Origin of the sequence: Nocardia sp. NPDC050435 (assembly GCF_040655395.1) — a bacterium.
In the GTDB taxonomy this organism is placed as follows: domain Bacteria; phylum Actinomycetota; class Actinomycetes; order Mycobacteriales; family Mycobacteriaceae; genus Nocardia.
Window position 1 is genome coordinate 458934 of record NZ_JBFAJW010000008.1, and the last position, 20923, is coordinate 479856.

The window sequence follows — 20923 nt, forward strand, 5'->3', positions numbered from 1 at the left end:
ACAAGGGATAGCAACCATGAACGACCACCTTCGGCACCCCGAAGAACCGGCCCTGACACGGCGACTGGCCGACAACCCGATCGCGATCGTCGGATTGAGCGGGCTGTTCCCGATGGCCGCCAACTTCCGTGACTTCTGGCAGAACGTCGTCGACGCCGCGGACTGCATGTCCGACGTTCCGGCCACGCGCTGGAATCTCGACGACTACTACGACGCCGACCCGTCGGCGCCGGACAAGACCTACTGCCGCCGTGGCGGTTTCGTGCCCGAGTCGCCGTTCAGCGTCACCGAGTTCGGGCTGCCGCCCAACCAGCTCGAGGTCACCACGGTCGTGCAGTTGCTGAGCCTGCTCGTCGCCCGGGATGTGCTCGCGGACGCGGGCGCGCCCGGATCGGATTGGTACCGGCCCGAGCGCACCGGTGTGGTGCTCGGCGTCGCCGGACCGACGACGTTGTCGCATCCGCTGGCCGCCCGCCTGTCGACGCCGGTGCTCAAGGAGGTCATTCGCAGCTGCGGGCTGACCCAGGCCGACGCCGAGCAGATCGCGCAGAAGTACGCCGACGCGTTCCCGTCGTGGGAGGAGAACTCGTTCCCCGGCCTGCTGGGCAATGTGATCGCGGGCCGCGTCGCCAACCGCCTCGACCTGGGCGGCATGAACTGCACCGTCGACGCGGCGTGCGCGAGTTCGCTGTCGGCGGTGCACGTCGCGATCAGCGAACTGGTGTCCGGGCGCGCCGACATGATGATCACCGGTGGCTGCGACACCGAGAACTCGATCTTCGGCTACCTGTGCTTCAGCAAGGTCGGGGCGTTGTCGCGGTCCGGTGTCATCAAGCCGCTGGACGACAGTGCCGACGGCACCCTGGTCGGCGAGGGCATCGGCATGATCGCGCTCAAGCGCCTCGCCGACGCCGAGCGCGACGGCGACCGGGTGTACGCGGTGATCAAGGGCATCGGGTCCTCGAGCGACGGGCGTTTCAAGAGCATCTACGCCCCGCGCGCCGAGGGCCAGCAGGCCGCACTGCGCCGCGCCTACGCGGACGCGGACTGCTCGCCCGCCACGATCGGACTGTTCGAGGCGCACGCCACCGGCACCCGCGTCGGCGATCAGACCGAACTCGCCGCCTTGACCGCGGTACTGCGCGAGGCCACCGACGACACCGGGTACGCCGCGATCGGCAGCGTCAAATCCCAGATCGGGCACACCAAGGGCGCCGCCGGCGCGGCCAGCCTGATCAAGCTGGCGCTGGCGTTGCACCACAAGGTGCTGCCGCCGACGATCAACGTCACCGCGCCGAACAAGGCGCTCGACGATTCCTCCCCGCTCTACATCAACACCCGGACCCGGCCCTGGATCCGCGATCCGCACCGGCCGCGGCGCCGGGCCGCCGCGTCGGCGATGGGCTTCGGCGGCACCAACTTCCACACGATCCTCGAGGAGGCGGGCGGTGAGCGCGGACCCGCGCTGACGATGCACCGCACCGCGCGAGTCCAGCTGTGGCACGCGCCGTCGACGACCGAACTGGCGAGCTTGCTGAGCTCGGGCGCCGCTCCGAACGGCGACGGCGGGATTCCGGCCGAGCACGCCCGCGTCGGGTTCGTGGCGCGCGACGACGAGGAAGCGTCGGCGCTGCGCGCGCTGGCGGTGACCGAACTGGCCGGCGCCGCCGAGGAGTGGAACCATCCGCGCGGCATCGTCTTCCGCCGGCGGGCCCTGCCGGATCTGAAGATCGGCGCGCTGTTCGCCGGTCAGGGCAGCCAGTACGTGGAGATGGGTCTGGCCGCGGTGCTGAACAACCCCACCGTCGCCACCGCCTTCGACGAGGCCAACGCGGTGTTCGCCGACGCGGCCCGGCCGCCGGCCGCGGTGGTGTTCCCGCCGCCGGTGTTCGACCCCGAGGCGCGCAACGCCCAGGAGGCGACGCTGCGGCGCACCGAGTTCGCGCAGCCCGCGATCGCGGCGCTGTCGGTGGGCCAGTACCGGTTCCTGTCCGAGCGCGGTCTGACCCCGCAGGGATTCATGGGTCACAGCTTCGGTGAGCTGACCGCGCTGTGGGCTGTGGGGTCGCTGGACGACGCCGACTACTTCACTCTCGCCCGGGCACGCGGTGCGGCGATGGCGATCGACACCGACGCCGACGCGGGCACGATGGCGGCGGTGCAGGCCGACCGGGAACAGGTCAACGCGCTCCTCGCCGACCATCCCGATGTGAGCGTGTGCAACCACAACGCGCCCGACCAGGTGGTGGTCGGCGGCGGCACCGCGGCCGTCGCGGAGTTCGTCGCGGCGGGCCGGGCCCGTGGACTGACCGTGCGTGAGTTGCCGGTGGCCGGAGCGTTCCACACGCGCTACGTCGCCCACGCCGTCGAGCCGTTCAAGGCCGCGGTCAAGAGCGTCGCGATCCGTGCCCCCAAGGCCAAGATCTACGCGAATTCCCGTGACGCCGAATACGGTTCCCGGGTCGCGACCAACCGCCGCGTCCTCACCGACCAGCTGCTCGAAACCGTCGAGTTCGTGGCCGGCCTGCGGGCGATGCAGGCCGACGGCTGCAATGTGTTCGTCGAATTCGGGCCGAAGGCCACGCTCACCTCGCTCGTCCGCCGCACGCTCGGCGCCGAGGTGATCGCGCTGTCGACCGACCAGGGGCCGACCGGCGACAGCGATGTGGCGCTGAAGAAGGCCGCGCTGCAACTGGCGGTGCTCGGCGCGCCGATCGTCGATATCCACCGCCACGACGCCGCGCCGTTCGCGGTGCCGGAGGCGCCCGGCATGGTGGTCCGGCTCACCGGCCGCGACTACGTGCCGGAATCCCGTAAAGAGCTCTACCGCAAGGGAATCGAGGAGCACACCGTGCTGGAAGCTGTGACGCGGGCGCGGGTCGCCGCCGAAACCGAGGCCGCGGCGCAGGCGCAGTCGGCCGCGCAGGCGCACGCCGCGGCGCAGGAGCGAGCGGTCGCCGAGGCCTACGCCGCCGCCCAGGAGCAGGCGATCGCGCACGCCGCCGACCGGTCGCCGGTGGCCGCCGAAGCCCCACGGCCCGCCCAGGTTCGGGCAGCGTCGACGGTCGCGGGCCGGTCCGCCCCGGTGCTCGACGCGGCCGCCCAGCAGCACCTCGATATCCACAGCCGGTACGCGCAGGGGCAACTGGAGGTCGCCGAAGGACTGGTCTCGGTACTGCGCGACGCGCAGCGGACCGGGTGCGCCGACGATCGCCTGCACTCGACGGTGCACGCGATCAAGGAGCAGAGCCTGGCGATCGGCCGCACCCACGTCCGGGTCAACGAGATCCTCGCCTCGCTGTCCGGCCTCGAATACGGATCCCCGGCGCCGGCCCGCGACGCCTCGAGCCCGAACGGATCGAACGGCTTCCACGCCGAACTCCCCACCGGCAACGGAAACGGCTTCCACGCCGACGCGACGGCGCTGCTCGACCGGCAGAGCCCCACAGCTCCGGCCGCCCATCCGCAAACCGCTTCCTCGCTGTCGAATCCGGCCCCGGCGGCAGCTCCTGAGCTGGTCACCGACACGGTTTCAGCGCACCGGACGCCCGATGCCCTGGCCGTTCCCGTATCGAACGGAGAGCCTGCGCCGGGACCGGCGCTCGACGCCGACACCGTGTGGTCGGTGCTGTCGCAGGTGGTTTCGGAGAAGACGGGTTATCCGCCGGAGATGTTGGCGTTGTCGTTGGATCTGGAGGCGGATCTGGGGGTGGATTCGATCAAGCGGGTGCAGATCATGGGCGCGGTCGGAGAGCGCGTCGAGGGTGTGCCCACGGTAGGGCCGGAGCAGGTCGCGGAGTTGCGGACTTTGAGCGACATCGTGGATTTCGTTGCCGCCTCGGCGGTTCCGGTGGCGAGCGCGGAACCCGCGTCGGGTTCGGTGGTCGATGCGGACGCGGTGTGGTCGGTGTTGTCGCAGGTGGTTTCGGAGAAGACGGGTTATCCGCCGGAGATGTTGGCGTTGTCGCTGGATCTGGAGGCGGATCTGGGGGTGGATTCGATCAAGCGTGTGCAGATCATGGGGGCGGTCGGTGAGCGTATCGAGGGTGTGCCTGTGGTCGGGCCGGAGCAGGTCGCAGAACTGCGGACCTTGAGCGACATCGTGGACTTTGTTGCCGCCTCGGGCGGAGAGCCTGTCTCCGGTTCGGTGGTCGACGCCGACACCGTGTGGTCGGTGCTGTCGCAGGTGGTTTCGGAGAAGACCGGTTATCCGCCGGAGATGTTGGCGTTGTCGCTGGATCTGGAGGCGGATCTGGGTGTGGATTCGATCAAGCGTGTGCAGATCATGGGCGCGGTCGGAGAGCGCGTCGAGGGTGTGCCTGTGGTGGGGCCGGAGCAGGTCGCGGAGTTGCGGACGCTGAGCGACATCGTGGATTTCGTCGCGGGCTCCGCGGCATCCGGAGCCGGGTCCGCGCCTGCCGGGCACGCACCGGCTGCCCCCGCGGAGGGTCGTGGCTCAGGGGTCGAGTCGGGCACCCATCGCGGACCGCGGCCGGGAGCCGACATCGCGGCCCTCGAGGACGACCCGGTGCTGGCGCGAATCGTGCCGGTCGAACTGCCCACTATCGATCGCCTCGCCGAGCCCTATGCGGCGGAGCGCACGGCCTTGATCATCGATCACGGTGACAGCACCGCGGCGACGCTCGCCGGCGGCCTCGAGCAGCAGGGCTGGACCGTGCACACGGCCTCGGTCGCGGCCCGCGCCGACGCGGGTGTAGCGGCATGGGACGCCGCCGACGTGCAAGCAGCGATCGAGTCGGCACTGAAAGATGTTGTGCGGCTGGACCTGTGCCTGACGGTCCTGCCGGCGGACAGCCAGTGGCTGGTGGGTGGTCATCGGCTCGCCGATACGATCCATTCCGCCACGCTGGTGCACGACCGCCTGGTGGCGACCGCCGAATCCGGTACGCGGGCCGCCTTCGTCACGTTCACCCGAATCGACGGCAGGCTGGGCCACCGAGGTGATCGAGCTGCCGCGGCTGCGGTCGTCGGCGGTGCCAGTGGTCTGATCAAGACGCTCGCGCAGGAGGCGCCCGGACTGTTCTGCCGGGCACTCGATTTCGCGCCGGAGGTCACCGGTGCGGCGCTCGTCGAATCCGTCCTCGCCGAACTCGACGACGCCGCCCTGGACGCCCGCGAAGTCGGTGTCGACGCCGACGGCACCCGGTGGACGCTGCGCCCGCAACCGGTCGAAATCACCGGTCCCGCAGCCGAACTCACGCTCACCGTCGACGATGTCCTCGTCGTCACCGGAGGTGCGCGGGGAGTGACCGCGCGGTGTGTTCGTGAACTGGCCGCTCGACGGCCCTGCGAGTTCATCCTGCTCGGACGCACCGAACTCGACGACGAACCGGGATGGGCGGAAGGCGTCGCCGATGACGCCCTCAAGGCCGCCGCCATCGCCGCCGTGCGCGCCGAGGGCGCACAGCCGACACCGAAGCAGATCGACCGGATCACCCGGAACCTGCTGGCGCAGCGTGAGATCCGCGCGACCGTCGAAGCGGTGTCCGGGACCGGCGCGCGGGTGCGCTACCTCGCGGTCGACATCACCGATGCCGAAGCCACCGAGCGGGCCCTCGCCGAGGACGCGGGCCGGGTCACCGGCATCGTGCACGGTGCGGGTGCACTGGCCGATTCACTGCTCCCCGCGAAGACCGCCGTCGACATCCGACTCGTGCTCGCGACCAAGCTGGACGGGCTGTACAACGTCGTCACCGCCCTGCGCGACGCCACGCTCGGGCACCTCATCCTGTTCGGGTCGGTGGCCGGGGTCTACGGCAATCCGGGCCAGGCCGACTACGCGGTCGCCAACGAAGCCCTGAACCGGGCGGCGATCAGCTGGCGACGGCAGGGTTTCGCCGGGCACGTCACCACCGTGAACTGGGGCGCCTGGGACGGCGGCATGGTGACTCCGCAACTGCGCGAAGTCTTCCACGCTCGCGGTGTCGCCCTGCTCGGGATGGATGCCGGCGCCCGGATGTTCGCCGAACAGTTCGGTCCCGATCGCGCCGACGACCTCTCGGTGCTGGTCGGGCCCGCCGCCCCGCTGGCCACGGCCGCCACCCTCGCCCCGGCGGGTCCGTTCGCTACCACTCGCGATCTCGCGCCACTGGCCGCGGACCCGGTGATCGGAGACCACCGAGTCGGCAAGTTCCCGGTGTTCCCGGCCGCCGCCGGGGTCGGTTGGGCGATCAACGTCCTCGAACGCGCCAACCCGGGCCTGCGCGTCGTCGAATGCACCGGTTTCGAGGTGCTGCGCGGAATCGTGTACGACGGCAAGGGCGAGTCCGCCTACCGGCTCGAGGTGCAGGCGGGGACGGTCGTCGACAACCGCCTCGGCGTCACGGTCTGGATCCGCGGCGACGAGCCCGGCAAGCCGCTGGCGCCGTCGCATTTCACCGGAACGTTCCTCCTCGCGGCCGAAACCGGTGCTGCCCCGGTGCTTTCCGACTGGCCGGGCTACGCGGTCGGCGCGGGACCGGAGAACGGGCTCGACGTCTACCGTGCCGCGGATCTGTTCCACGGGCCGCTGCTGCAGGGTGTCCGCCGCATTCTCGAGCGAGCGGAACGCCGCCTCGTCGTCGAATGCCGGCTTCCCGACACCAGGATCGGCGCAGGCAATTACGCAGGGGCACTGCACAGTCCGGTGCTGGCCGATGTGGTGATCCAAGCCGGGGCACTGCTCGGCGTGTGGTTCATGGACTCGGCCTGCCTGCCGCTGTCGATCGGGCGCATCGAGTACTTCGCCCCGCTGCCCGACGACAGTCCGTTCGTGGTGGTGGTCGACGACCTGCGCGCCAATACCGGGCGCACCGAGGTCACCGTGACGGTGACCGCGTGCGATCCGAACGGCACCGTCCTGCAGCGCTATTCCGATCTCGCGGTCATCGCCACACCGGAGATGACCGAGAAGTTCGCCGAGGCAGTGCGCTTACGTGAGCAGCGCGCGTGAGCATCGTCGATGTCAGAAACGGAGATTCGATGACCATCGCACCACTGGACACCCTCGACTTCGACGGTGAGCCCTTCGACGTCCTCGCCTGGTCGCTGGCCTTGGAGCCGGCCGCCGGCCCCGCCCCGCAACCGCCGACCGCGCCGGCGGCCCCACCACGCAACGGTTCGGTGCCGGCGACGCGGCCGGCCACCGTGCCGGTGCCCGTGGGCCGGGCCGCCGCCGCGCCGGTGGACGGCTCGCCCGTCGACCCCGTCGCCGCGCTGCTGCGGGAAGTGCGGTCCGAACTCGTCGCCGCGCACCTGTCGGCCCTGGACGTGCAGACCGCGTTGCAGCGGCGGGCGCTCGAGACCCTCGGTCACCACGAGCAGGGCGTCCGGGCATCCGTGCCCGCACCGGACGCCTGGCCGGAGCAGTCGTTCGAGGTCGTACTGGACTACACGACGGAGGCCGGCCTCACGGTCTCCGCCGCGCCGGGACACCCCGTGGTCGACGAGCTGCCACCACCGGCGACCACCATGAACGCCTTCAAGTTCCTCGCCCGCACACCGATATCCGCCTTGGACGGCACCGCCCTCGCCGCACTCGGCCGCGGCGAGGTGGCGGCCGTGTTCGGCCCGGCCTACGACCAGGAAGGCGTCAATCCCGATATCCGGCTGACCGACGGCGCCCACGCCCGCCTCACCGAGGTGCTCGAGATCGCCGGGCGAGGCGGCCCGTGGGCCAGGGGGCGATTGCGGGCGAACTGCCGGATCGACGGCCCCGATCCGGTCACCGCCGCGACGGAGCTCACCTGGCAGGCCGCCCAGGTCCTCGCGGTGCGCGCGGGTCTGCAGCTGTGCCTGGCCGGCGCCCGATTCCAGGCGGGCGAGCCCTTCGAGGTGATCGTCTCCGCCCCGCTGACCGGACCCGCAGAACTGATCGCCGACGTGGTCCAGATCGACCTGTTGCCGCGGCCCTGGCTCCGGATCAACGCCGAAATCCGGTGCACGGGAGAAGTGGTGGCGCGCGTCCACGGCCTCACCCTGGTGGTGGCGGAGGCGCCGGGTCTGCCGATCGGACCCGACGCCGGCGGCGAGATTCCCCGATTCCTGGGCCGCCGCAACGTCTTCGGACAGCGTGCCCTGCTCGGTGAGTTCCACATGACCCACAGCGCCCGCGGTGATCTCGGCATCGCGCTCGGCCCGGAGTTCTCGGCCTACGCCGGCCGCCGGGCCACCCGCATGCCCAACCACGGCCTGCAACTCTGCGACCGGGTGATGGCCGTCGACGGCCGCCGCGGGCAGCTCGGGGCGGGCAGCGCGCACACCGAATACGATTCGCCCGCGGACTCCTGGTACTACGTCGAGTCGGCCAACGCCTCCATGCCCAACATCGTTTACATGGAGACCTCCCTGCAGTCGGCGTTGCTGCTCGGCTACTTCCTCGGCGCCACCCTCACTTCGCCCCGGGAGGATTTCAGCCTGCGCAACCTCGACGGCTCCGCGACCGTGCTGCGCGAGGTGGACCTGCGGGACAAGACGATTCAGCAGACCAGCAGGCTGATCGACACCACCGTCCTGGCCGGGGCCGTGCTCCAGACCTTCTCCTACGAACTCGCGGTGGACGGTGAACCGTTCTACGCGGGAGAGTCGCTGTTCGGGTTCTTCAACGGCCCGGCGCTGGCGAACCAGAACGGGCTCGACAACGGCGAATTCGTGCCGACGTGGCTCGACGATCAGGAGCAGCGCCCGGCGGTCCGCGTCATCGACGTCGCGGCACGGCGAGCCGCCGGCACCGGCATGCCCTGCGCGGCCGGCCATCTGGCGATGCTCGATCGCATCGAAACCGTCGACGGTGCCGGAGCTTTCGGGCTGGGCTACCTGCGCGCCACCCGGGCGGTCCGGGCCGACGACTGGTTCTTCGGCTACCACTTCTACCTCGATCCGGTGATGCCCGGGTCCCTCGGTGTCGAGGCGGTGATTCAGGCGATGCAGGAGTGGACGGTCGCGACCGGTCTCGCCGCCGAACTGGTCGCTCCGGAATTCGTACTCCCGGTCGGGGTGGCGTTGTCGTGGCGCTATCGCGGTCAGATCCTGGCCGAGGACGAGCTGATGACGCTGGAGGCGCACATCAAGAGCGTCGAACGGCGGCCCGGCCGGATTCGGGTGATCGCCGACGCGAGCGTCTGGAAACCGGGCATGCGGATCTACGAACTCACCGATGTCGCCGTGGAGTTGCGCGATGCCGGCGCCCAACCCTGGTGAGGCGCACGGGAGTGCGTCGACGCGCTGGTTGCCGGTCCTGGTGCTCGCGCTCGGCGCCTTCTGCGCCGGGACCGACAACTACCTCGTCGCCGGAGTACTGGCACCGATGGCCGCCGACCTGCGGGTCTCCGTCGCCGGCGCCGGATTGTTCGTCACCGGCTACTCCCTGTCCTACGCCCTCGCCGCGCCCGTAGCGGTCACCGTGCTGCGGATGCGCTCGGCACGGCACCTGCTGCTCGCCGCGATCGCGATGTTCGCCGTGGTCAATCTGCTTGCCGCGGTGGCCTGGTCACCGTGGGTGATGGCCGTGGCGCGTATCGCGGCCGGGTGCGTCGCGGGGATCTACGTACCGATGGCGGGGGCGGCGGCGGCCGGGATGGCCACCGCGGACCGTCGAGGACGGGCGCTGGCGGTGATCCTGGGAGGCATCTCGATCGCCACCGTGGCGGGTGTACCGCTGGGAATTTGGGTGGCCGGGCTGTCGTCGTGGCGGATGGCGTTCGTCGCGGTCGCCGTGGTGGCCTCGGTCACGGCCGTCGGTGTCGCGTGGACAGTTCCGGCCGAGGAGGGCGCGCCCGCGGTGTCGCTGCGGCAGCGGCTCGCGCCCTTGCGGCATCCACCGGTCTGGCTCGGGCTCGCGGTGACGATCTCGGGCATGACCGCGGGTTTGATGATGTTCACCTACGTGGGCCCGATCTATGCCGAGGTCCCGGCCGTCGGCGTCGCCTATGTCGGCGTGCTGATCATGGCGCACGGTGTCGGGGCGATGCTCGGCCTGTGGGGCGGCAGCGCGCTGATCGACCGATTCGGCGCACGGCCGGTGCTGCTCGGCGCGTTGACGATCTTCACCGTGAACCTGGCGTGGCAGCCGGTCGCCGCGCACACCTTGGCGACCACCGTCGCCTTCGTCACGGTGTGGGGCGTGGTCGGCTGGGCCTTCCTGCCGGCGCAGCAGCACAGCATGATCGCCGACGCGACCCCCGAGCAGGCGCCGATGTTGTTGTCGCTCAACGGGTCGGCGATGTATCTCGGAGCCGCGCTCGGCTCGGCGATCGGCGGCGCCGTCATCGCGGTCTTCGGCGCCGGTCACCTCTGGATGTTCGCCACCGGCTTCGGCGCGATCAGCGTCGCGCTGTCGCTGGTCCGTCATAAGAAATTCCGATCCGTCGATCGCCAATTGTCGAACGCCGTCGCCGATCGCTGAACACATGGTTACGGTAATAATGTTGCGCTCGGTTTCTATATCGCTGAGGTGAATTGAACAATGAATCCCGAACCGCGCCGGAAAACGATCAGTAGTCCCTATATTCATCGACTGCAACGACGGCACTTTCTGCTTTTCGATATTCTTCCGATCATCGGAACCGTCGTGGCGTTCGCATTCCTGCTGATCCACCCCTTCGGTGTGCTGGAATTCGCCCTGCTGTTCAGCATGTGGCTGCTCACCGGGCTCGGCGTGACGGTCGGCTATCACCGGCTGTTCACCCACCGCACGTTCAAAGCGACGCCCTGGGTGGCGTGGGTGCTCGCGATCCTCGGTTCGATGGCGGGCCAGGGCCCGGTCATCTCCTGGGTCGCGCTGCACCGGCGCCACCACGAGTACAGCGATCGCGAAGGCGACCCGCACTCGCCCAACCTCGCCGGTGACGGCTTGCGCGGCGCGCTGCGCGGCCTGGCCCACTCGCATTTCTTGTGGATGCGCCGCCATGAATACCCGAACGTGGTGCACTACGCGCCCGACCTGATCAAGGATCGGGGCCTGGTCCGCATCGCCCGCCTGTACTACTACTGGGTGGCGCTCGGGCTGCTGATCCCGACCGTGATCGGCGGCTTGGTCTCGATGAGCTGGATCGGCGCGGTCTCCGGCCTGCTCTGGGGCGGATTGGTGCGCATCTTCGTCCTCGAGCACATCGTCTGGGCGATCAATTCGTTCCTGCACATGTTCGGCACCCGCCGGTACCGATCCCGCGAGAACAGTCACAACGGTGGTGTGTTCGCGCTGGCGACACTGGGGGAGTCGTGGCACAACAATCACCACGCGTTTCCCGAATCGCCCTCCTTCGGGTTGGACTGGTATCGCCTCGATCCCGGCTTCTGGCTCATCCGAATACTGGCATTCTGCGGTCTCGCCTGGGACCTGAAAATGCCGTCCGCCGAACGCATGGCAGCCAAGCGAATCTAAGGAATCAGCACCGTGGATACCAGCAAAGAAGCCATTGTCACCTGGTGCCAGGAATACCTGGCGCGGTTGCTCGAGGTACCGGCCGACACCATCGACCCGGCCACCGATTTCGACCGTCTCGGCATCGACTCGGCGCTCGCCGTGGCGCTGCTGATCGAGGTCGAGGATCGCTACGGCGTCGATCTGTCGCCCGAGGACCTGTTCGACAACCCGAACCTCGACGCCGTCGCCGCCCACCTGCACGAGCAGAGCCGGCGGAGTGTGGGGTAGCGATGTCGGTTCATACCGAGCGGTCCGTCGCGGCCGCCGCAGCGATCCGTCACCACTACGACGCGGGTAACGACTTCTATCGGCTCTGGCTCGACGAGTCGCTGACCTACTCCTGCGCGCTGCGCGAAAACCCCGGCGACACACTGGAATCGGCTCAGGACCGGAAACTGCGATTCCATCTGGACGCGATCGGCGCCGAGCGCGCGGCCGCGGTCCTCGACGTCGGTTGCGGGTGGGGCGCGATCCTCGAGCGGCTGAGCCGGGCCGGGGTGGCCAGGTCCGTCGGGCTGACACTCAGTCCCGAGCAGGCCGAGTTCGTCCGTTCGCGCGCCTACCCCGGCGTCGAGGTGCGAACCGAGAACTGGCTGCACTACGAGCCCGGCATCCGATTCGACGGCATCATCTCGATCGGCGCCTTCGAACATTTCGCGACGCCCGACGACGCACCGGAGCAGAAGATCCGCGTGTACCGGGACTTCTTCACGCGGTGCCGGGACTGGCTCCAGCCCGACGGCACCCTGTCGCTACAGACCATCGCCTACGCGAACATGTCCCGCGAGCAGGCCAGCGCCTTCATGCAGCAGGAGATCTTCCCCGACGCCGACCTGCCGACGCTGGCCGAGATCACCGCCGCGGCCGAGGGGCTGTTCGAGGTTCGCTCGATCAGCAACGGGCGCCTCGACTACGCCTGGACGTGCGAACAGTGGGCGCGCCGGCTGCGGGCGAACCGCGCCGAAGCCACCGAGCTCGTGGGCAGCGAGGTGGTGGCCCGCTACGAGCGCTACCTGAAACTGTCGGCGCTCGGATTCCGGATGGGCAAGATCGGCCTGCTGCGACTCGTCCTGCAGCCCTACCGCAGCGGATTCTTCACCGACCATCGCGTGCGGCCGACATGACCGCCCACTCGCCCGATCTCGACGCACCCCGGACCAGGGTGCGGTTCAACCCGTTCAGCGCCGAATTCCGGAACGACCCGTATCCGCTCTACCGGCAGTTGCGCGCAACCGAACCGGTGCACCGGACGCTCGGTATGTGGGTGCTCACCCGGCACGCCGAGGTGCGTGCGGTGCTGCACGATCGCTCCTTCAGCGCCGGTCTGATCCCCAGTCTGGTGAGCAGACAGGCCGAGCGGCTCGGGCACTGCAGCGTCGCGCAGATCGAACGCCTCGGGCGAAAGTCGTTGGTGTTCACCGACAATCCCGATCACGCGCGGCTGCGCGGACTGGTGAACCGGGTGTTCACCGCCCGGTCGGTGGCCTCGCTGCGACCGCTGGTGACCCGAATCGCCGGCGACCTGATGGAGCGGGCCTGGCGGGCCGGCGGCCTGGACGTCATCGCCGACCTGGCCGCGCCGCTGCCGGTGGCCGTGCTGTGCGAATGGCTGAATCTGCCCGAGGATATGCGCGGGCAGGTCGGGCCGTGGACCCACGACATCCGCTTCCTGCTCGAACCCGGCATGATGCAGGCCGGGGACTTCGAGCGGGTCTGCGCGGTGGTCGAGGAATTCGCGGCTGCCATCGATGCCGTGCTGCCCGAGCGGCGCGCCCGGCCCGGGCCCGATCTGATCAGCCAGCTGCTCGCCGCCCGGACCGCGGGCGGTGACGCGCTGACCGACGAGGAAGTGGTCTTCGTCTGCATCATGTGCTTCGTCGCGGGCAACGAGACCACCAAATCGTTGATCGGCAACGGGACGCTCGCCCTGCTGCGGCATCCGGAGCAGGCCGCGCTGCTGCGCCGGGGACCGGAATCGGTCCAGGCGGCGGTCACCGAGGCGCTGCGCTACGACCCGCCACTGCAATTGACCAAGCGCCTGGCAACCCGCGATATCCAGCTCGCCGGTGCCAGGATCTCGGCGGGCGAGCAGGTTCTGGTGTGTCTCGGCGCGGCCAACCGCGACCCCGCCGTCTTCGCCGGGCCCGACGAGTTCGACCTGACCCGCACCGCCGGCGGACATCTCGGATTCGGCCACGGCATGCACGGGTGCCTCGGCGGACTGCTGGCCGAGCTCCAGGCACAGGTTGCCTTCGAGTACCTGTTCGTCCGCTCGGCCGACCTGCGGGCGCGGTCGCGGGAAGTCGAGTGGCAGGACCACAGTTTCATCGTGCGCGGGCCGAAAAGCCTGCCCGTCGATGTGTGGCGGGCGCGATGACCGGTACCGGGCTGGTCAAATCATGGTTGCGCAGTGCCGCCGCACCCGCGGCGGTGCGGCTGGTGTGTATCCCGCACGCGGGTGCCGGGGCGTCCTCGTTCAACCGCTGGCCGGAGCTGTTCGGCCCCGAGATTGGGGTGGTCCGGGTCCAGCTTCCCGGCCGCGAGGACGTCGTGCGGCACCCGCCGCTACACCGCGTCGGTGCGGCAGTCCGCGAATTGACCGGCCAGATAACGGAATCTGGTGACGAGCCGGTCGCGCTCTACGGCCACAGCATGGGCGCGCTGATCGCCTACGAACTGGCTCGCGCGCTGACCGTCGCGGGCCGGCCACCGGTTCACCTGTTCGCCTCCGGTCGCCGGTCGCCGCATCTGGCGGCGAGTCGCGCGGTCCTGCATCGCCTGCCCGACCACGACTTCGCCGCCGCGATGGCCACGATGGGGGCCTGGGGCGCGGCGGGCCGCAGCGCGAGTTTCCTGCGCTACGCGCTGCCGCTGACCAAGGCGGATCTGGAGTTGTCGGAGGAGTACAGCCACCAGCCGCAGCCCCGGCTCACCTGCCCGATCACGACCTTCTACGGCACCGAGGACCCGATCGCCGATCCGGATGAGGTGTGGGCGTGGGGGTCGTTGACCGACGGGCCGTTCGCCACCCACGAGTTCGCCGGTGATCACCTGTTCCACCATCGGCATCGCGCGGCAATCGCGGCGATCATGACCGCCGCCCTGACCTGAGGATCGACGTGCAGCTGTTCCCCGATATTCTCGCGCGCCGCGCCGCCGACGAGCCGGACCGCATCGCCTACATCTTCCTCGACGACAACGGCGCCGAGCACACCACCACGACCTATCGCGAACTCCACGAACAGGCGATGGCGGTGGCGCGGCTGCTGCGCTCGCGCTGCGCACCGGAAGACCGCGCCCTGCTGGTGTTCCCGCAGTGTGTCGAGTTCATCGCCGCCTACTTCGGCTGCCTCTATGCGAATATCGTTGCCGTACCGGTGAATCCGCCGCGACGCGGCAGGGTCCAGGACGCGACCCGCGCCATCGTCGCCGACTGCGCGCCCACGGCCGTGCTGACGACGGGCGGGCTGCTGGAGACGCTGCGACCGGTGCTCGAGCCGCTGTGCACCGCACGGCAGTGGTTGGCCGTCGACGAGTTGTCCACGGCGGATACCGCTTTCACACCGGCGGCGGCCGATCCCGACTCGGTGGCGTTCCTGCAATACACCTCCGGGTCGACCTCCACGCCGAAGGGCGTCATGGTGACGCATCGGAACCTGGTGGCCAACGAGGAGATGATCCGGCGGAGTTTCGGCCACGATCGGCATTCGACCGTGGTCGGTTGGGCGCCCTTCTTCCACGATCAGGGCCTGATCGGCAATGTGCTGCAACCGGTATACGTCGGTGCGACCTGCATCCAGATGTCACCGGCCGCCTTCATCCGGCGGCCACTGCGGTGGCTCGAGGCCATCTCGAACTATCGCGCGCACACCAGCGGCGGCCCGAACTTCGCCTTCGACGCCTGCGTCGCACGCGCGGCGGCGGGCGAACTACCCGATCTGGACCTGAGTTCTTGGCAGGTCGCGTTCAACGGGGCCGAGCCGATCCGGGCGCAGACCCTGGAGAGGTTCACCAAAACCTTTGCCCCACTAGGCTTCAGCGCCCAGTCCGTGTTCCCGTGCTACGGGCTCGCGGAGGCCACGCTGCTGGTCTCGGCGAGCGGGAAGGGCCGGGGTCCGCGCCTGCTGGACGCCGATATCGACGCGCTCGCCGATCGACGCTACGTCGCGGCCCCGGTGGATCGGGGCCGCACGCTCGTCGGCTCGGGCGCGGTCCTGCCGGGTGAGGCACTGCTCATCGTCGACCCGGAGACGGGCGAGCGTTGCCCGCCGGATCGGGCCGGCGAGATCTGGGTGGCGGGCGACCATGTGGCCCATGGCTACCGGGGCCTGCCCGAGGCGACCGCCGAGACCTTCCAGGCCCGCTGCGCCGACGATCCCGAGCGCACCTACCTGCGCACGGGCGACCTCGGCCTGGTCGTCGACGGTGAGCTGTACGTGGTGGGGCGGCTCAAGGACATGATCATCATCCGCGGTCGCAACTACTACCCGCACGACATCGAGCACACGGTGGCGGGCGCACACCCGGCGCTGCGACCCGGCAGCGGCGCGGCCTTCGCGGTGCCCGGGCGCGACGGCGACAAGCTGGTCGTCGTCCAGGAGATCAAGCGCGACGCCGACGCCGGCACCGGCGACATCGAAGGCGCCATCCGGGCGGCGGTGCTCCAGGAGCACGAACTCGCCGTCGCGGACGTGGTGCTCGCCGCGCCGGACACCGTGCAGAAGACGAGCAGCGGAAAGATCATGCGAGCAGCGGCAAGAAAGCGATACCTGCAATGAGCAACGAGACCTTCGTCTTCGATCCCACCGCACCGGGATTCGCCGACGACCCCTACCCGCACTACGCACAGTTACGCGCCGCGGGACGGGCGCAGGAACACCCACTCGGATTCTGGATCATCGCCCGGCACGCGGACGTCGCCGCCCTGCAGCGTTCGCCGCACTCCGTCGACGAGCAGCACCTGCGGCATCTGCCCGCGTGGAAGAGCGGCAGCGCCGAGGTCCGCAAGGAGAGCCGGGTGATGGGCGGGCTGTCGATGCTGGACCAGGATCCGCCCGACCACACCCGGCTCCGGCGCCTGGTGTCGAAGGCCTTCACACCCCGCTCCATCGAAGCGCTGCAACCGCGCGTCGAGGAACTGGTCGAGGAGGCGCTGGTCCGCATCGCCGCCGCCGGCACCGCGGATATCATCGCCGAACTGGCCTTTCCGCTGCCCTTCACCATCATCTCGGAAATGCTGGGCGTCCCGGCGGGCGAGCACACCCGGCTGCGCGAGCTGACCGAGATCGTGGTGCTGGTGTTCGAGCCGTTCGCGAGCCCGCAGACCCAGGAGCGGATCCGGGCGGCGAACCAGGAACTGTTCGGCATGGTCCGGGAACTGGTCCGCTGGAAACGCGCCAACCCCGGCGACGATCTGCTCACCGCGCTGATCAGCGCCGAGGACAACGGCGACATGCTCAGCGAGGACGAGATGATCTCGCAGGTGATGTTCCTCTACATCGCGGGCCACGAGACGACGGTGACCCACCTCGGCAGTGGCATCCGCTCGCTGCTGCGGCATCCGGACCAGGCGCGGCGGCTGCGGACCGAGCCCGGCCTGGCGGCGGGCGCCGTCGACGAACTGATGCGCTTCGACACCCCGGTGCACCTGATGCGCCGGATCACCCTCGCGCCGTTGCGTGTCGGCGAACACGAGATCCCGGCGGGCAGCTGGGTGATCGGCGCCTTGGCCGCCGCCAACCGGGACCCCGAATTCTGGGGCCCCGACGCCGGCGAACTGCGCCTGGACCGGCCGAACGCGAACCAGAACGTGTCGCTCGGCGCCGGCATCCACCACTGCCTCGGCGCCGCCCTGGTCCGGATGGAGGCCCGGATCGTGTTCCCGCGCTTCGTGACCCGCTTTCCCGAGGCCACGGTGGTCGACCAGACCTGGAACGGCCGAATCAACCTGCGTGGCCTCGCGACATTGACGGTCGCCGTATAGGGCTCAGCGCGGCTGTTCGGCGGGCACCGAGAACCGCATGCCGGGCCGGCTGAGGTGCACGGGCCCGCCGAACTCCGCGGACACCTCGGCCCGCCGAGCCTGCTGCCACTCCTGCTCCGCGGAGCCGAAATGGGTCAGCACCACCGAGCGAGCCCGCGCGGCGGCCGCCGCCCGCCCGACCTCGGTGGCGCACAGATGACCGTGCGCGGTCTGGTCCGGCTCGGCGAGGGTGGTTTCGGCGAGAAAGAGGTCGACGTCGGCGGCGAGCGTGACGAGGTTGTCGTTCCAGCCGGTATCGCCGGTGAACGCGATACTGCCGGTGGGGCTTTCGATCCGGACGCCGCACGCGGGTTCGGTGTGCACCATGGGCACCAGCTCGATGCTGGAGTCGCCGAGTGTGTGGGTCGCGCCGCGCTCGTACTCGATGACCTCGTAGGCCAGGTCGAACGCCCGGTTCAGGTCGGGCATGGTCCGCACCGGGAACAGCGCGGCGAGTTGATCCAGTTTCGCGCGAGCGCCTTTCGGCACGAACAGCTTGATCCGGCGGTCCGGGGCGTCGGGGGCTCTGCGCATCGCCTGCTTGCCGATGGGCAGGACGTCGTAGCAGTGATCCAGGTGCAGGTGGCTGATGACCACCGCGTCGAGCAGGCTCGCGTGCAGGTAGTTGCCGAGCAGCACCGCGATTCCGGGACCACAGTCGAGCAGAATTCTCGACCGGCCGGTTTCGACCAGATAGCCCGAACTGGCAGCGCCGTCGGCGGGCATCCCGGCTCGATTTCCGACGATGGTGAGGTGCATTCGACATACCTTTCGACACGGGAAGTTTCCGTGCCGAAGGTATCGAGGGGAGCCGCGGTCGCCGACTCGCATCGAAACTTTCGATCTGTCCATCGAATTTCGCGATCGAACCGGCGTTGTCAGTGCCCTGATCTTCTGAAACAGTCTGAGTCGCATTCGGAGAGAGCGGATTTCGGAATTGTCAGCGCGCGGTAGCGAATACCGTTGACGAGCGTGCGAGTAGGTGTGGCAAACATGAGAACGGGGATTGTGATGACCGACGGTGTGAGTTCTTCGATGGGCCGGGAATTGCCGTTGCGCGGTGCGGTGAACGCGCGGGATCTGGGCGGGTTGCGCACCCTGGACGGGCGGCGGGTGCGCCGCCTGCGGGTGCTGCGGTCGGACCTGCTGACCGGGCTGGACGCCGGGGACGTGGCGTTCCTGCTGACCGACTGCGGACTTCGCACGATTGTCGACCTGCGCGCACCGGGCGAGATCGTCACCGACGGTACGGGGGCCGTGGTCGACGCCGTCGCCGACTATCGCAACCTGCACGTCTACGGCGCCGACCGGGTCCGCCTCGACCTCACCGAGGTCGCGCTCGACGGGAACATGTTCGACCGGTACTGCGAATATCTCGCGCACAGCAGCGAGAACATCGCGGCCGTGCTGCACCTGCTCGCCGCCCCCGGGCAGATGCCCGCGCTGATCCACTGCGCGGCCGGCAAGGACCGCACCGGAGTGGTGATCGCCCTGCTGCTCGCGGTCGCCGGGGTGCGCGCGGACGACATCATCGCCGACTACGCGGCCACCACCCCGAACATCGCCGCGCTGCGGGCTCGTGGGGGCCGCGCCGCTCGACCGGGCGCCGACGACCGGCTCCCCGACTGGGTCTTCGCCGCCGACGCGACCACCATGCGCCAGTTCCTGACCCACCTCGACACCGAGTACGGCGGCCCCGGCGTGTGGGCGACCCGGGCCGGCCTCGACCAGGCGACCCAACAGCAGCTGGCCGAGAACCTGCTCGACGATCGGGGGCACCGGCTGCCGACGCCTGCCCGGTGAATTCTGTTGCGGCCCAAAGGCTCCGGCCGGGTTACCGCGTCGCTTGCTTGAGATAGCCCCATGCGGCGCACGCGGAGCGCAGTTCCTCGGACACCGCGACGGGAGCCGGGCGCGGTGGCTGGATCACGCCCGAGCGAATGGTGTCACTCCAGTCCCCGATGCCACGCACATAGGTTCCGTGATCGAAGCGACCGTACTCGAGCATGTCCGGTTCCCATGGCACGCCGAGGAATTCGCACAGCGCCCGCACCGTGGTCTCGGGCCGCGCGGTCAGGTCCTCGTATCGGATGTCGTGGCCGGGCAGGGCGGCGCGCGCCGCGTCCATGGCGGTGACGAACATCTTGGTGCGCGCGACGGTATCGATATCGGGCCGGTGCGCCCACGCGCGGGCGAGCGAATCCGCGATGTGCGCGGGATTCCGGAACAGGAACAGGTAGCGGGCGCCCGGCCAGCACTCCGCGATGCGTCGCCAGTTCAATACGTTGTCGGTGGTCTTGTTCACGATGAGCTGTTTCCCGCTGCGGGTCAGTTCGTGGTGCAGAACGCGATCCCACAGCAGATGTTCGGCCTCGGCGAGGGTCAGGCCGATTTCGCCGAGCGCGATGCTCGCGTAACGGTCACTGTGTTCGCCTGCCGCCCAGCTCCTTTTCTCGACGGCGAGCAGCGTCAGATGCAGCTCGTGCGGCGCGTGTATCCGGGAGTGGCTGTCGAGGACGGAGCGCAGCAGCGTCGACCCGGAGCGGGGCGGGGACAGGACGAAGACGGGGTCCGGAATCAGGCGGCGCACGGTCAGCGCTCCGGGACGGGCTGGGCGGCCACCAGTTCGTGCGCGGCGAGCAGCGCCACAACCCGGCGGGCGGATTCGGCCACGGTCTCCGCGGAGGTGTCCAGGCGCAGATGCGGCCGCCGCGGCGTCTCGTACCCGGCGTCGACGCCGGTGAGCCCGGTCAATTCGCCGCGATCGTGGCGGGCATACAGCCCTTTGACATCGCGGAACCGGCACACGTCCGGCGGAGTCGCCAGATGCACCTCCAGCAGCTCGAGGCCGACCCCGAGGTGCCGTGCGCGCATGCGTTCCCGATCGTCGGCGAACGGCGCGATCGCCGCGACCAAGACGATCACCCCGTGCCCGGCCAGCAGCGTCGCGATCCCGCCGATGCGGTCAAGGTTCTGCGCCCGGTCGGCGCGCGAGAGCCCCAGTTCGGGCCAGAAGCGGCTGCGGACGTCATCACCGTCCAGCACCTCCGCGGCGTGGCGGTTCTCGGTCAGCAGGGCGCGGGTGGCCAGCGCGAGAGTGGATTTCCCCGCGCTCGGCAAGCCGGTGAACAGTACTGTGCCGCCCTTGATTTCCGGTCCGGCCGGTACACCGTATTTCATGACACATGTGTGGCACGCGGAGATGAGAGCCGGGTTGCGAATTCGCGAACTCCACTCGATGGGCTCCGTGGAACCTGGACCTATGCCGGATCGCAGGCCAGCGATAGTTTTTCGCAGGGGGAGAGGGTTCGTGGTGCCGATAGGCGGTGGCGAAATCCGCTGCGCCCGATTCCAGTTTCGATCTGGTGGTTGTGGGGGGGGGGGGGGGGGGCGCCACAAACCCCCGGGGGGATACAGCGGCCCGGGCGGCGGGTGGGGGTGGGGTGGGGAGCGAGGGAAACCCATAAACCCGCCGCCCG

14 protein-coding genes are annotated in these 20923 nt (G+C 69.7%); 11 read left to right on the plus strand and 3 right to left on the minus strand.

Going from position 1 to position 20923, the window contains the following annotated elements; translation table 11 throughout:
• Positions 1–16 precede the first annotated feature (16 nt).
• From AB0I43_RS25930 to AB0I43_RS25975, 10 genes are all read left to right on the plus strand, one after another.
• Positions 17–6952: an SDR family NAD(P)-dependent oxidoreductase gene (locus AB0I43_RS25930; protein WP_357432721.1), complete on the plus strand. Its 6936-nt coding sequence runs from the start codon at positions 17–19 to the stop codon at positions 6950–6952.
• A gap of 29 nt (positions 6953–6981) precedes the next feature.
• Complete coding sequence (locus AB0I43_RS25935; RefSeq protein ID WP_357432722.1) at positions 6982–9198, plus strand: beta-ketoacyl synthase; 2217 nt, start codon at positions 6982–6984, stop codon at positions 9196–9198.
• Complete coding sequence (locus AB0I43_RS25940) at positions 9176–10402, plus strand: MFS transporter (RefSeq protein ID WP_357432723.1); 1227 nt, start codon at positions 9176–9178, stop codon at positions 10400–10402. Before AB0I43_RS25935 ends, AB0I43_RS25940 begins: the two co-directional genes overlap by 23 nt.
• 165 nt (positions 10403–10567) lie before the next feature.
• Positions 10568–11380 (plus strand): acyl-CoA desaturase, encoded by an 813-nt coding sequence (locus AB0I43_RS25945; protein ID WP_357432724.1) that lies wholly within the window; start codon positions 10568–10570, stop codon positions 11378–11380.
• Between the two features lie 12 nt (positions 11381–11392).
• Positions 11393–11650, plus strand: coding sequence for an acyl carrier protein (locus AB0I43_RS25950; protein ID WP_356974144.1), 258 nt, complete (start codon positions 11393–11395; stop codon positions 11648–11650).
• 2 nt (positions 11651–11652) lie between these two features.
• Complete coding sequence (locus AB0I43_RS25955) at positions 11653–12546, plus strand: cyclopropane-fatty-acyl-phospholipid synthase family protein (RefSeq protein ID WP_357432725.1); 894 nt, start codon at positions 11653–11655, stop codon at positions 12544–12546.
• Positions 12543–13799, plus strand: coding sequence for a cytochrome P450 (locus AB0I43_RS25960; protein WP_357432726.1), 1257 nt, complete (start codon positions 12543–12545; stop codon positions 13797–13799). The genes AB0I43_RS25955 and AB0I43_RS25960 overlap by 4 nt, the downstream gene beginning before the upstream one ends.
• Positions 13796–14533 (plus strand): alpha/beta fold hydrolase, encoded by a 738-nt coding sequence (locus AB0I43_RS25965; protein WP_357432727.1) that lies wholly within the window; start codon positions 13796–13798, stop codon positions 14531–14533. The genes AB0I43_RS25960 and AB0I43_RS25965 overlap by 4 nt, the downstream gene beginning before the upstream one ends.
• Before the next feature lie 8 nt (positions 14534–14541).
• Complete coding sequence (locus AB0I43_RS25970) at positions 14542–16200, plus strand: fatty acyl-AMP ligase (protein ID WP_357432728.1); 1659 nt, start codon at positions 14542–14544, stop codon at positions 16198–16200.
• Positions 16197–17405, plus strand: coding sequence for a cytochrome P450 (locus AB0I43_RS25975; protein ID WP_357432729.1), 1209 nt, complete (start codon positions 16197–16199; stop codon positions 17403–17405). Before AB0I43_RS25970 ends, AB0I43_RS25975 begins: the two co-directional genes overlap by 4 nt.
• Positions 17406–17408: 3 nt before the next feature.
• Here AB0I43_RS25975 and AB0I43_RS25980 read toward each other — a convergent pair whose 3' ends face one another.
• Positions 17409–18203 carry an MBL fold metallo-hydrolase gene (locus AB0I43_RS25980; protein ID WP_357432730.1) on the minus strand — a complete coding sequence of 265 codons (795 nt, stop codon included), beginning with the start codon at positions 18201–18203 and terminating at the stop codon, positions 17409–17411.
• Positions 18204–18437: 234 nt separating this feature from the next.
• Here AB0I43_RS25980 and AB0I43_RS25985 point away from each other — a divergent pair, with 234 nt between their 5' ends.
• Positions 18438–19247, plus strand: a complete 810-nt coding sequence (locus tag AB0I43_RS25985) for a tyrosine-protein phosphatase (protein WP_357432731.1) — start codon at positions 18438–18440, stop codon at positions 19245–19247.
• Between the two features lie 31 nt (positions 19248–19278).
• On the opposite strand, the gene AB0I43_RS25990 is transcribed toward AB0I43_RS25985, so the two are convergent.
• Both AB0I43_RS25990 and cysC read right to left on the minus strand, forming a co-directional pair.
• Positions 19279–20034, minus strand: a complete 756-nt coding sequence (locus tag AB0I43_RS25990; protein WP_357432732.1) for a sulfotransferase — start codon at positions 20032–20034, stop codon at positions 19279–19281.
• A gap of 2 nt (positions 20035–20036) precedes the next feature.
• A complete protein-coding gene (gene cysC, locus AB0I43_RS25995; protein ID WP_357432733.1) occupies positions 20037–20624 on the minus strand; it encodes an adenylyl-sulfate kinase in 588 nt (195 codons plus the stop codon).
• Positions 20625–20923 lie beyond the last annotated feature (299 nt).

Excerpts from the sequence above, each read along its gene's own strand:
- AB0I43_RS25930 (WP_357432721.1), top strand. The coding sequence starts at position 17 with ATGAACGACCACCTTCGGCACCCCGAAGAACCGGCCCTGACACGGCGA.
- AB0I43_RS25975 (WP_357432729.1), top strand. The coding sequence starts at position 16,197 with ATGAGCAACGAGACCTTCGTCTTCGATCCCACCGCACCGGGATTCGCC.
- AB0I43_RS25960 (WP_357432726.1), top strand. The coding sequence starts at position 12,543 with ATGACCGCCCACTCGCCCGATCTCGACGCACCCCGGACCAGGGTGCGG.
- AB0I43_RS25985 (WP_357432731.1), top strand. The coding sequence starts at position 18,438 with ATGAGAACGGGGATTGTGATGACCGACGGTGTGAGTTCTTCGATGGGC.
- AB0I43_RS25980 (WP_357432730.1), bottom strand. The coding sequence starts at position 18,203 with ATGCACCTCACCATCGTCGGAAATCGAGCCGGGATGCCCGCCGACGGC.
- AB0I43_RS25935 (WP_357432722.1), top strand. The coding sequence starts at position 6,982 with ATGACCATCGCACCACTGGACACCCTCGACTTCGACGGTGAGCCCTTC.
- AB0I43_RS25940 (WP_357432723.1), top strand. The coding sequence starts at position 9,176 with ATGCCGGCGCCCAACCCTGGTGAGGCGCACGGGAGTGCGTCGACGCGC.
- AB0I43_RS25955 (WP_357432725.1), top strand. The coding sequence starts at position 11,653 with ATGTCGGTTCATACCGAGCGGTCCGTCGCGGCCGCCGCAGCGATCCGT.
- AB0I43_RS25965 (WP_357432727.1), top strand. The coding sequence starts at position 13,796 with ATGACCGGTACCGGGCTGGTCAAATCATGGTTGCGCAGTGCCGCCGCA.
- cysC (WP_357432733.1), bottom strand. The coding sequence starts at position 20,624 with ATGAAATACGGTGTACCGGCCGGACCGGAAATCAAGGGCGGCACAGTA.